This window comes from Dendronalium sp. ChiSLP03b (assembly GCF_034531165.2).
GTDB classification, from domain to species: Bacteria; Cyanobacteriota; Cyanobacteriia; order Cyanobacteriales; family Nostocaceae; genus Dendronalium; species Dendronalium minutum.
Map to the genome: position 1 here is coordinate 1 of NZ_JAVRBR020000011.1, position 12479 is coordinate 12479.

At 41.8% G+C, this 12479-nt stretch carries 12 protein-coding genes; 5 read left to right on the forward strand and 7 right to left on the reverse strand.

Features of this window, described 5'->3' with window-relative positions; all coding sequences use genetic code 11:
• Positions 1–244: 244 nt before the first annotated feature.
• Both RMY31_RS01850 and RMY31_RS01855 read right to left on the reverse strand, forming a co-directional pair.
• The gene (locus RMY31_RS01850; RefSeq protein WP_322662404.1) at positions 245–664 is read right to left on the reverse strand and encodes a DUF2358 domain-containing protein; all 420 of its coding nucleotides are present in this window, start codon (positions 662–664) and stop codon (positions 245–247) included.
• A 66-nt stretch (positions 665–730) separates the two neighbouring features.
• On the reverse strand, positions 731–967 hold the full coding sequence (locus RMY31_RS01855; RefSeq protein ID WP_322662402.1) for a hypothetical protein: 237 nt from the start codon (positions 965–967) through the stop codon (positions 731–733).
• A 226-nt stretch (positions 968–1193) separates the two neighbouring features.
• Here RMY31_RS01855 and RMY31_RS01860 point away from each other — a divergent pair, with 226 nt between their 5' ends.
• The gene (locus RMY31_RS01860; protein ID WP_322662399.1) at positions 1194–1418 is read left to right on the forward strand and encodes a helix-turn-helix transcriptional regulator; all 225 of its coding nucleotides are present in this window, start codon (positions 1194–1196) and stop codon (positions 1416–1418) included.
• Between the two features lie 32 nt (positions 1419–1450).
• Here RMY31_RS01860 and RMY31_RS01865 read toward each other — a convergent pair whose 3' ends face one another.
• Positions 1451–2602 (reverse strand): glycoside hydrolase family 10 protein, encoded by a 1152-nt coding sequence (locus RMY31_RS01865; RefSeq protein WP_322662397.1) that lies wholly within the window; start codon positions 2600–2602, stop codon positions 1451–1453.
• Positions 2603–2896: 294 nt separating this feature from the next.
• On the opposite strand from RMY31_RS01865, the gene RMY31_RS01870 reads away from it, so the two are divergent.
• The 3 genes from RMY31_RS01870 to RMY31_RS01880 all read left to right on the forward strand — a co-directional run bounded on the left by RMY31_RS01870 (position 2897) and on the right by RMY31_RS01880 (position 5802).
• A complete protein-coding gene (locus tag RMY31_RS01870; RefSeq protein WP_322662395.1) occupies positions 2897–3760 on the forward strand; it encodes an alpha/beta hydrolase in 864 nt (287 codons plus the stop codon).
• Between the two features lie 310 nt (positions 3761–4070).
• Positions 4071–4529 (forward strand): pentapeptide repeat-containing protein, encoded by a 459-nt coding sequence (locus RMY31_RS01875; RefSeq protein WP_322662394.1) that lies wholly within the window; start codon positions 4071–4073, stop codon positions 4527–4529.
• A gap of 844 nt (positions 4530–5373) precedes the next feature.
• A complete protein-coding gene (locus tag RMY31_RS01880; protein ID WP_322662392.1) occupies positions 5374–5802 on the forward strand; it encodes a CAAD domain-containing protein in 429 nt (142 codons plus the stop codon).
• Positions 5803–5990: 188 nt separating this feature from the next.
• Here the strand turns inward: RMY31_RS01880 and RMY31_RS01885 are convergent, their stop codons facing one another.
• The 4 genes from RMY31_RS01885 to RMY31_RS01900 all read right to left on the reverse strand — a co-directional run bounded on the left by RMY31_RS01885 (position 5991) and on the right by RMY31_RS01900 (position 11377).
• On the reverse strand, positions 5991–7070 hold the full coding sequence (locus RMY31_RS01885; RefSeq protein ID WP_322662390.1) for an S-layer homology domain-containing protein: 1080 nt from the start codon (positions 7068–7070) through the stop codon (positions 5991–5993).
• A gap of 232 nt (positions 7071–7302) precedes the next feature.
• Positions 7303–8595, reverse strand: coding sequence for a homoserine dehydrogenase (locus RMY31_RS01890; RefSeq protein WP_322662463.1), 1293 nt, complete (start codon positions 8593–8595; stop codon positions 7303–7305).
• Positions 8596–8733: 138 nt separating this feature from the next.
• A complete protein-coding gene (gene petH / locus RMY31_RS01895) occupies positions 8734–10011 on the reverse strand; it encodes a ferredoxin--NADP reductase (RefSeq protein WP_409877100.1) in 1278 nt (425 codons plus the stop codon).
• 1186 nt (positions 10012–11197) lie between these two features.
• The gene (locus RMY31_RS01900; RefSeq protein WP_322662387.1) at positions 11198–11377 is read right to left on the reverse strand and encodes a hypothetical protein; all 180 of its coding nucleotides are present in this window, start codon (positions 11375–11377) and stop codon (positions 11198–11200) included.
• A gap of 20 nt (positions 11378–11397) precedes the next feature.
• On the opposite strand from RMY31_RS01900, the gene RMY31_RS01905 reads away from it, so the two are divergent.
• On the forward strand, positions 11398–12402 hold the full coding sequence (locus tag RMY31_RS01905; RefSeq protein WP_322662385.1) for a phosphoribulokinase: 1005 nt from the start codon (positions 11398–11400) through the stop codon (positions 12400–12402).
• Positions 12403–12479: the final 77 nt, after the last annotated feature.

Sequence of the window (12479 nt, forward strand, 5' to 3'; positions counted from 1 at the left end):
CAAGATTCTGAAACTTTGATTGAGTCAAGCTTTGAGCCTTTATTTTCTAACAGTAACTAAAATTTATAGCCAAAACTTAGAAATTAAAGCCTCGAAAGGCTTTCAGCGATTGGGTTCTCCCAAAGTGATAAAAGAGGGATACTGGCAAAGTCAGTTTCTATAAGTGTGTAAAGTCTACCTATCTTTGGTTGACCAATACTCGCATAGTTATCAAAAGTTAAATATTTACAAGCGATCGCCTATTTCAGCCCTTTTGCCAGAACTGTTGTAAAATCTCACTTGGTTTGCGATCCCAGGTGTCGATATGCTCGTATATCAAATTATTTTGATTGAGTTTATACGTGGAATAGCCATTAAAAAACACCTTTGCTTGCCAGGGAACGCGCAATACTCCGCGAACTGTCCACTTTGCTAAGATGGTGTCTTCGGCTAACTGATAGACTTCATGCACATCAAAGTAAATTTGGCTAAAAAATAGCCGAGCATGAAATCGCAATGTCCAAAATATGATGCGATAGTTGAATTTCCATTTGAATTTGTTTACCGGATCTTGAAAATAGATATCTTGCGTATAGATGTTGTAAGAGATATCTTTCTCAAAAAGTGTCGGTAAATCCTGGTTGAGAGTTTGAATTACCCGATCTACTTGCAATTGAGATTCCATGCGCCTGATTCCTTAAAAGCAATTTTACAATGTTTGCGTAGACCTTTGCGTCTACGCACTCAAGATTTAATCCCCCGTATTCATATAACGAGTCAAAATTCTAATGACTTCTCCATTCACAGGTGAGGGTAAGGGTGGAGTCCATTCGCCTACTTCAGCAAAGCCGAGAACATGCAAACTGTGAACAATACTATTTACACTTTTAGCAGCACCGCAGGCTAGAAGGCGGACAGGTTGCTTGCCTTGGGGTGCATCAGGAATAGGCGCTTTGAGTAGCTGCGAAACTGAACGAGGTTCTATCATGATATGTATCACCTAATTTTTAGTTGATGAACGCGATCGCTCTCAAGTTTTCCAGGCGAGGGGGCGATCGCTTTGTTATCTGTACATACCAAGTCTATTGTGAATCGAGAATATTTACAACCGCTCCGGTCTAATAAAAGACTTTAACGGTCTAATAACTAATAATTGCTAAAACAAAGTGTTAGCATCTGCCTTGCTACATCACGGATATTAACTGAGCGTTTTAGTGGTGATTCGATGGAAACTGGCAGTCATGATGGCTGAGCGCAATATTAGTAACAAAGAGCTGGCTGTCTTAACTGGAATGAATGCCAGATCGATTTCTAGACTAAAAGTTCGTCGCCGCTTCACCAGAATTGACGAATCCACGTTGGATGCACTTTGCAAAGCACTCAAGTGTCAGCCAGGGGACTTATTAGTTTATGAAGAGGATAAGCTTGATACTAAATAGACGCGCTCTGTTCGGGTGTGCCTCTATGCTAGCTAAAGATTTCTAAAAAACCTCTCCATTCCTTGCCAAATAGAGGATGTTCTCTTGTTGCTTGCCTGAGCAACACTCAAATCGGACAAAGTAGGAAAAGAGGCAGACTGACCATAGGGGCCATTTCGCAGTACCTTAGCTAGGGCATTGTTATTCTCTCGCAAACCCTCGTAAAAAAAGAATACCTCACCTTGAATGCCCAGTTGGCGATTATATTCAATTGCCTGCACCAAATATTCTGGACTAATACAGTAACTGCCAAGCTTCATCAAAATTCCTGGGGCTAACCTTGGCAACGTCGCATCTGTGAACTGTCGATTTACCAATTTATCAGCGATCGCTCTGTAACTATTAAACTCACGACGATAAATCTGTGGGTGGATAATATCGACCAGCCGCCGTTTTATCCATGTGGGAGAGTCTTGCAGATATTCCTGGAATCCCCATTCATAAATATTAGGAGCCACCGACACCAACAAATCAGAATTAACCGCTTTTACCTCACTGTACAGACGTGCCCAGTAGTCAGTGAGAATATCTGCACGCCACTGTAACCATTGCCGATCCTTGGGGTTCTTTGGGGGATTTTGATGAAACTGTTGGTGATAGCGGGCGGTAGTTCCCCGGTCGTAGCCACCTTCACAGGGTAAAGCAGGAAAGCGATCGTCTCCTTGAACGCCATCAACATCATAATTATTTACTACTTCCAGCACCAAGTTCAACAAGAATTCTTGCACTTGGGGGTCAAGGGCATTCATCCACTCGAAACCATTTTTCTTCAGTAGGTTACCGTTACAGTCACGAGCTGCCCATTCTGGTTTTCTCTGTAAAAGTACACCGCCATTCAAATTGTAAGAACTAGCAAAGCCGTATTCAAACCAAGGGATGACTTTTAACCCAACCCGCCGCGCTTCTGTAACTACTTCTGCTAAGGGATCGCGACCAACAAACATGGGGTCGATTTCGACTCCAAAAATTTGCTGCATTGTCTGACTGGGATACAAAGTGACCCCCTTATTCCAAACCACAGGAAACACCACGTTAAATCCTGTCTCGGCGAGGAATTCCATCGCCTCGGCAATACGTTGCTTTGCTCGGAGAACTTTACTGTCGGTAGTGGTCAACCAGACACCACGTATTTCTTTTGTGTTCATGATTTATCTACTGGGTACTAAGAATGGGAAAAGGGAAAGGTTAAACACAAAGGGTAAGAACTTTGGTTAATTCCTTTCCCCCTTGCCCAAAGCGAAGCTTTTCTCCTTACCTCTTTGTCTTTTCTCAATACTCAATCCCCAAATAATACTTTTATGAGAGTTTCCTGACTTGACAACAACATCTACCTAAGGGTGAATCGCTAGTCTACAACTGTCTTTTAACAGATGTTTTGATGGGAAACGCTATACATAATTTAAACAACAGTGACGTTCTACCTAAAAAAAATACAACATATGTCTGTAATACCAAATTCTTGGAAACATGAATATATAAATACTAATGGGGTGAAACTGCACTATGTTACCCAAGGAGCAGGCCCCTTGATGGTGATGTTACATGGGTTTCCGGAATTTTGGTATTCTTGGCGGCATCAAATACCAGAATTTGCCAAGTATTTCCAAGTTGTTGCTCTTGATTTACGTGGCTATAACGATAGTGATAAACCAAAAGAACAATCAGCTTATGTCATGGATGAATTTGTCAAAGATATAAAGGGAGTAATTAAAGGATTAGGATACGACAAATGTATTTTAGTTGGACATGATTGGGGAGGGGCGATCGCTTGGTTTTTTGCCTATGCTCATCCGGAAATGGTAGAGCGATTAATCATACTTAATCTGCCTCATCCTGCCAAGTTTATCCAAGGCTTATACACTCCTCAACAGTTATTCCGCAGCTGGTACATCTTCTTATTTCAGCTCCCTTTACTACCAGAATTACTCTTACAATCTTTAGATTTCCAATTAATTGAACGGACTATTCAAGGTACAGCATTTAATAAAAGTGCTTTCACTCAAGCAGATCTAGATGCTTATAAAGATGCTGCGGCAAAACGCGGTGCGATCGCTGCAATGTTGAACTATTACCGCAACAATTTACTGCAATTTATGCCCAATAGAAAATGGGATATTTTGGATGTGCCAACACTGATGATTTGGGGAGAAAACGATACTGCGCTCGGGAAGGAACTCACCTACGACACCGCAGCTTATGTCAGAAACCTAAAAGTTAGGTATATTCCCCATTGCGGACATTGGGTGCAGCAAGAACAGCCTGAGATAGTTAATCAGTATATGAAGGAATATTTGGTGCTTTGAAATACTAGTTATAAAAGTACAAGGTATTATTTAGTAATAGCAAAATAATGGTTAAAATCTCATGACAAAACTATTTACAATAGCGCATTTTCTTCATAAGATTTAACACTAGTTTAATCATGGGATTTGTGCAGATTTGTTCCTCAGAAATAGCCAAAAGCTATAACTAATAATATTTCTGGCATCACCACCATAATATTTCACAACATAAATATCTTGTGAGTTAAATCAACATACTCAAGCAACTTAGTGAGATAATAGGAGCGTGAGGGAAAGAACGGATACAATTTAGTTACAAAGGGGAAAAATCATGAAAATCAAGCTATTCGCGGCTTTAGCCTTAGCCACTCCCCTCTTTTTCATTAGCACGGTCAACGCTGGGAATTCACAGGAATTACAAAAACTATCTTCAACTGGGGAATGTACTGGGTGTAATCTATCAGGCGTGAACCTCAGTGGCGCTCATTTAATTGGTGCTGACTTGCGAGGAGCAAATCTCCAAGGTGCTAACCTCTCTGGTGCTAACCTCGAAGGCGCAGATTTCACCAATGCTAATTTGAAAGGGGCTAACTTAACAGAAGCCTTAGTCACCAATGTTAATTTCAAAAAAGCGAATCTCAACAGAGTAAATTTTACTCGTGCCCAAATTGTCGACTCTAATGTTTATGGGGCATCAATGGACAATATGAATATTACTGATGCTGAAATCTATCATACTGGAATTGGTATTGGCGGCGAAGATGGGGCACAAATACCTGATTGGGATTAAGCTAAAGCGCATTTAATTAGCATCAATGTTAACTGATGACCGCTAACTATCAACGACTAGCGGTCTACTTGAGTCAATGCGCTATTTTCTGGGTGTAACAGCTTCGCTTTATTAATTGGGCTAGGGGAGAACCAGTAATCTTCTTGATTATCTCCTCAAGCCTTTCCTGATTATTTCAAAACTTTCCATGAAACATCGTCAGGAGTCAGGAGGCAAATCTTTTCGGGCATCTTAAAGGTTAAGAACAAGGGAAAAGCGGAAGAACTTGTTTAATTCCTTTTCTTCTTCCCTAAGGTAAAGCTCTTACTCTTATACCTTTTTACCACACTGCATTAGTCTGACATGCATAGCATAAAATAGCGCTATTGTCTAGTCTTAATTACTACATAAAAACTTTTATTACGGATTAATATCAAGAACCAATAGCTCAATTGACGAACGCGGCTTAAGATAGCTTTAATATCAGATAAATTCGGCGTTTATGCTTATATAAATGAGAAGTGGTCTGATTTTTGCATGATTTGTACTTTAATGAGTACGATTATGAGCAACTGACACGGCATCAGATAATTACAACTTGAGGATTTCAGTTGATTCATAAAAATAGAACTTCAGAAAGCTGATTCTAACCAATCCTGCCGCCTTCTGACTTCTATCCTCCTACTGACTGTCTACCTTGTAGTTGATGCAACGGAGGTTAAAGGGCAATTATGGTTGACACTGAACCCTTTTATGCTCTAAATCCAGTTGTGGTGATGCACTCGTGCATTGCCTAATCAGCAGCCCTTTAGTTGTCATTGTCCGGATTAGAAAAACCCAACTGTCAAATTTATTGGAAGTGAAAATGCAAGAACCGGAATTCACAGAAACCACGTCTAAAGAGACAACAGTGCCAGACATTAACAGCCAAACTGGAACTATCACTAAACTCCAACCTCCTGTGCAGTCTCAAGAGGAATGGCTAAAATACGGAGAACAAATTTCCAGCTTTTTAGCAACACTACCCGAATATGTAGGAAGCTTCTTCAATCGGTACAAGCAACCCTTGGTTAGTATTGGTTTAATTGTGGGAGCAATTGTTGCGGTTAAAGTACTCTTGGCAATATTAGATGCTTTGAATGATATTCCTTTAGTCGCACCTACCTTTGAGTTGATTGGTATTGGTTACTCTGCTTGGTTTGTTTACCGTTATTTACTTAAAGCTTCAACCAGGCGAGAGCTGACTGATGAAATTACAACTCTCAAATCACAGGTCGTCGGCAAACAAGCTTAATATCTTACCGACGCTATCCTCCGGGAAACTAGCCTGCGGGTGTTATACTCCAGTATAAAATTACAGAAGCCTGAGCGGTGAAAGCCACTGCTCAGGCTTCTTTAAATACTCAAAATTTCCCAGCAAAATAAAGGGGTCAGTTGTTACTCTCCTTATCCTCTTGCTCGCCCTACCTTCTGGCACTAGGTTCACTCAGGCAGTTGGACAATATTTTCAGATGAAATTCTATCCACTCTCCCAGTTTGCACTAAAGCTTGATGAACCATTGCTGCTACTTCAGCACGGGTAGCTTCTTTGTTGGGAGCAAAAACTTTTGGATTGGGATAGTTAATTACAAGACCATTGGCTGTAGCAGTTGCTATCTTGCCAGTAGCATATTTAGGAATATCCTGAGCATCTTTGTAAATACTTAAAACCTGAGATGGGGCAGCTGGTTCTTTCAAGTTCAACCCACTCACAAGAGCAACCAACACTTGTACGCGTGAAATTTTCTGTTCTGGTTTAAAAATTTTGTTAGGGTAGCCTTTTAAAAATCCACTGCGAATGGCTTCGTTAATTGCTGGTGTTGCCCAAGAGTTTGCTGATACATCTTTAAAGGATATGGTGGAGTCAATACCCTCTTTTTCAAAAGCTTGTTGGAGTATAGCAGCAAATTCAGCGCGATTGACAGGCTGATTGGGTCTAAAAGAATAATCTGGAAAGCCTTTGATAATGCCACGGGAAGAAAGAACGTTAATAAAACGCCCTGCCCAAAAGTCAGTAGACACATCGTTAAATGCAATTGGTGGTGGAATGGTTGACTTCTGTTCGGCAGGTGAGACTAAAGGCAAAGGTGATGATTTAATTGACGACTCAAAGCTTTTGGCTAGAGACACAGGCTCCTGTGTCCTTGTTGACTCGATGGGAGCCACCTTAGTAAATGGAAGTCTAGGACTAGGAGTTACTGGGGCAATTGGGGCTGGGGTAATACTAGGTTCAACAACATCTACATTTGGCGATGATGGCAAGGTGTTGAAGTTAGAATCCTTATTCGGTTCCAACTGGGGGGTCAGTGATGGTGATGGTAGGTTATTGGGTTGAACGCTAGAAGATGGAGTCGGAAAGGGTGACAGCAATCCATTGAAGTTCAAGCCATTATCCTTACGGGAAAATGACCAAAATAGAATTCCACCAATAGTAGTGAAGGCAACGAAAATTCCGATAAATTCATCGAAGCCGAGGGCAGTTTTCTGAGATGACTCTGGATCGGAAGGAGGTCTATTTGTCATCGTAATTACCCTAGTAGCTGCAAAAAAATTTGTATCTAAAACAAATTAAGCCACAGAATGAAGTACGAAGTGTGAAGCTTATAGTATTACGTATGAAAATTTCATAGTTTATCCTTTATCCTACTCTGCCCAAAGAGTTCTCTGTACCCCTACGGTGAAGCAAGCTACGTGCTAGTGTCTTTATATCTTTATAGGAGAAGGAGTACGGAAACGGTAAAGTTGTCCATACTTTTTACAATACCCGCAGTATGCTGGGAATGCTATCTATCGCTTCCAGATTACGAATTTCTGTCAGGGCTTGCCGGAAGTCGCCTTCTTGAACATCGTGGGTGACAACAACAATTTCTGCGAGTTCTCGTTGAAAGCCAGTTTGGACAATTGACTCTAAGCTGACACCAAAATTGCCAAAGCAAGTACCTAGTTTACCAATAACTCCAGGCTGGTCTTTGGTGAGGAACCGAGCATAAAATCGCGTGACGAGTTCGGCAATTGGAGCAATTTCACAGTAATCTTGATGTCTACACGCTAATAAAGGATTTGGGTTAGCTGTACTGGTTTTTAGGGTAGCGACGAGATTTAAAATATCCGCAGATACGGCACTGGCAGTTGCACCAGCACCAGCGCCGGGTCCAAAAAACATTACTTGTCCGATGGGTTCCCCTTCTACGAGAATAGCGTTATAAACCCCGTTAATACTGGCTAACGGGTGTGCTTTGGGCAATAAAGTGGGATGGACTCGAACAGAGAGGGGAGATGAAGGAGATAAGGAAGTTCTGTTGGCGATCGCTAATAATTTAATCACAAATCCCAATTTTTCGGCGTAGGCAATATCTGTTTTGCTAACTTGCCGAATTCCCTCACAGTAAACATCTTCCAGGTGAATGCGTCCACCAAAACCAAGTGATGCAAGAATGGCGATTTTGTCTGCTGCATCTAAGCCATCGACATCAGCGGTGGGGTCGGCTTCCGCATAACCCAATCTCTGGGCATCAGCTAAGACATCATCAAAGTTGCTACCTTCTGTTTGCATCCGTGTCAGGATGTAGTTAGTTGTACCATTAACAATGCCAGTAACGGCGTTAATCTGGTTAACACTTAACGATTGCTTTAAAGGTTGAATCACAGGAATGCCACCACCGACCGCGGCTTCCAGCATCACATATACCCCGGCTTGATTGGCAGCTGTAAAAATTTCTGCCCCAAAACGAGCGATCGCAGCTTTGTTAGCGGTAACTACGTGCTTACCATTACTTAATGCTTTCAGGATGAGCGATCGCGCTGGTTCTAGCCCTCCCATGACCTCGACGACTATATCCACCGCCGGGTCGTTGACAATTGCCTCTAAATCCGTGGTAATTACACCTTCTGGCAATTCTACTGTACGGGGTTTAGAGAGCGATCGGACTCCCACCCGATATATTTCTATCTCCTGTAACAACGGGTGACGACCAACCGTATCTTGCAGCAACTGCACCGTACCCGTCCCCACAGTGCCTAATCCAAGTATTCCCAGCTTTACACCCACAAACTTTGCACCCAATTTCACCAATAACAATTGTAGGGTAGGCAAACAGCCCACCCTACTAATTATCCTTTGTTCAGTTGTCAGTTGTTATTTGTTAGTTATTTTTCATTAACCACTGACCAGTGACTAGTGACTAACTTAGTATGTTTCTACGTGCCAGCGGCCAGCTTTCTTGATTTGTTTCTGGTAATCACTCCAGGTTACTCCTTCCTTGGCGGCAGCAGCTGTTAAAGCAGCATCGATGCCATCTTCCATGCCTCGCAAACCGCAGATGTATGTGTGGGTTTTTTCTTCTTTAATCAACTGCCACAGTTCATCAGCGTGTTCTGCTACGCGGTCTTGGATGTACATTCTGCCACCTTGGGGATTTTTCTGTTCCCGACTGATGGCGTAAGTGAGGCGGAAATTGTCAGGATATTTCTGTTGGATTTCTTCCAGTTCTTCCTTATATAAGATATTTGGACTTGTGGGAACGCCAAATATTAGCCAAGAGAATCCGTTAAATTGGTATTCTGGGTTAGCTGCTCTTTCCTTATCTTTAAACTGCCGCCACAGGTAAGCCCGCATGGGCGCAATACCTGTTCCAGTTGCCATCATGATGACTTTGGCATCGGGGTCATCGGGTAACAACATTTCCTTACCCACAGGGCCAGTGATCTTTACATCTTCCCCTGGTTTGAGGAAACACAGATGAGTAGAGCAAACACCATAAACTGTTTCGCCTGTTTCTGGGTGCTTGTACTCCAACTGACGCACGCACAGCGATACTGTCTTGTCATCTACATCATCACCATGACGAGTCGAGGCAATTGAGTAGAGTCTGAGTTTTTCTGGCTTGCCGTTTTTATCTAAACCTGGCGGAATAATGCCGATACTTTGACCTTCTATATACTTCAGATTGCTGCCAGTCAGATCAAACTTGATATGCTGAACAATACCAATCCCGCCTTCTTTCACCAATGGTTCATTAGAAATCACCTTACCAATAAACGGAGCATTGGGCCGGTAAGTGTTGACAGGAACATCAGCGTGTTTGGCTTTCGCTTGAGTCATGGTGTTGCCTTTATTGTCCTTATTCTTGGGCTGTTCTTCAGCGTTAGCATTCGCAGGTGTGGCTTTACCATTCCCCTTATTATTAGCTATTTCCCCAGTTGCTAATGAGGCTCTACCATTGAGTTGCTCTATTGCACTCAATGGTTGTATGCTAACAATTTTGCCGCCTAGGCGAGTGATACGTCGCATTTCTTGATTCATGCGGTTGTAAGGCACTCTGATGAACACACTGCCACTATTACGAATTGGGTAGTTCGTTTGATCGGTTTCTTCGTTCTGACGCAGACCCACCACTTCGTAAACGAAGACGCGGCTACCTGATTCTATGTTGGCAGCACCCTCAACAGCACCTTGATTGTACATTCGTTCTACCACTCCGATATTTACTTAACCGTTTCTCAAAAAAAACTATTCTCATTTCACGCCAGCTTTAGTTTATCGGATTTTGTGCTACCGAAACTGGCGCTCTGGGAAAGCGGCATAGGTAAGATAATGCCTTGCTAAGTACACTCACCAAAGACATGCAGGCATAGCAAAAAACACACCTGTTCACCTTCTAAGGTAAAGGATAAGTCTTTTGGAGAATGTTAATAATGAGTCAATTTAATCTTTTTTTCGTGAACTACAACCTTCGTCAGGGATATAGCTATATACTGCCCAAAAAGATAAAAGTTATGGTTCGTAACATGAAAAGGCTATTTTGATTGGCAAAAGCCATTACTAATTTTGCCTTCACAATTTGCTGCCATGCTCTGCTTTTTTGGGGTTTGCACTGGGTAACACTAATTAAGAAAGATTTATTCCAAATTGGTTTTACTTCCCTAAGCGCACACCTCTGGCAAAAATGCTTTTGGCTGTGTTAATTTCCCTACTATGGCTAATTCCATAACAGAGGACAGGTACAGCAATAAAACATTAATGACAGAGAAAGACGTGATATAAGCAACTATAATAAGTTTTACGTGATGTGAAACATCTGTCAACCTCTATCAGTATGTGCTGATTCAACTCATTAGGTTCTTCACTAACGAATAGACTGAATCTAAGCTAATGTGCTTTGAAGTTGCATGATTCAGATTGCCAGAAAGAGGCGGTGAGACAGCTTTCTTGGTAAGGTTTCCCGACCTAGGCAACTGCGAACTCGAAGGGAGACGCAGGGACAACAGAGATGCAATTTGAATGATGATTAGCTTTAATACTGGTTATCATATTTGAGCATTTTCAGAAACTTACTACCCAAGGATTTTGTGAGACAATCTGCTTGCTCCTTCTTTGGATAGATTTTGGCTGAAAATGTATAGAGCTTTGTCAGAGGTCAAATTCAAATTCAGCAACTGTAAAAATTTTGCTGTCAAAAAAATATACCTTATAGACTTGATGAATCGGGACACAAACAGGATGACGACATTACTACGCCAATAGTGGGTAATGGTGACAAGTCTTTTAAAATCAAGAAATAAATCATTAGGATGATGGATAAACCATTGGATTCTTGCTGACAGCAAATCTTGTTATCGAATACCCCGTTCTGTTAAAATTGTATATATCACTAGGATAAAATACTCACCAGTAGCGAATTAGAGCTAATCAGACGAGTAGCAACTATGACTTGGTTGTACGCTTGTCTGATATATTGTAGCGTTGCTGGGTAGCGAGAACGCCGGATAAACCGATGGGGTAAACTCTTGGCTTCAAAATCTGCTGTGTGAAAAATTATTGATTGACACATTTAGTATCTAGAGGAGATTTATGACAAGTAAGCCAGAACGCGTGGTACTAATTGGAGTAGCCGGAGACTCCGGATGTGGTAAATCTACGTTTTTGCGTCGTTTAATAGATTTGTTTGGGGAAGAATTAATGACAGTTATCTGTTTGGATGACTATCATTCTCTAGATCGCAAACAGCGTAAAGAAACAGGAATAACTGCGCTTGACCCCAGAGCCAACAATTTTGATTTGATGTACGAGCAAATAAAAGCGCTCAAAAATGGTCAAGCGATTGATAAGCCGATTTACAACCACGAAACTGGCGCGATCGATCCACCAGAAAGGATCGAGCCGAATCACATTATAGTTGTGGAAGGACTGCATCCTTTATATGATGAGCGGATGCGATCGCTAATCGATTTCAGCGTTTATTTTGACATCAGCGATGAAGTCAAAATTGCCTGGAAAATCCAGCGTGATATGGCAGAAAGGGGTCATCGTTACGAAGATGTTTTAGCGCAAATCAATTCCCGCAAACCTGACTTTGATAAGTTTATTGAACCACAAAGAGAATTTGCTGATGTGGTTCTCCAGGTATTGCCCACAAACCTCATCAAAAACGACACTGAGCGCAAAGTCCTGCGAGTACGTATGCTCCAGCAAGAAAGTAGGGAAGGCTTTGAGCCAGCCTACCTCTTTGATGAAGGGTCTACAATTACTTGGACTCCCTGTGGACGCAAGCTGACCTGTTCCTACCCTGGTATGCAACTTTACTATGGTTCAGATGTCTACTACGGTCGTTACGTCTCAGTATTAGAAGTAGATGGTCAATTTGATAATCTAGAAGAAGTAATTTATATCGAAACCCATCTCAGTAATACATCCACCAAATATGAAGGTGAGTTGACTCATTTGTTACTCCAACACCGTGAGTATCCAGGTTCTAACAATGGTACTGGTTTGTTCCAAGTGCTTACAGGTTTAAAAATGCGCGCGGCTTATGAGCGTTTAACTGCAAAGGAAGCAAAGCTGGCAGTTCGGGTGTAAAACAGCAGTGTTTGTGTCAAAGCTTTGGGGGTGCTTTCAAGCACTCCCTTTTTTTGTAAGTCAATTTTTTTAATTAA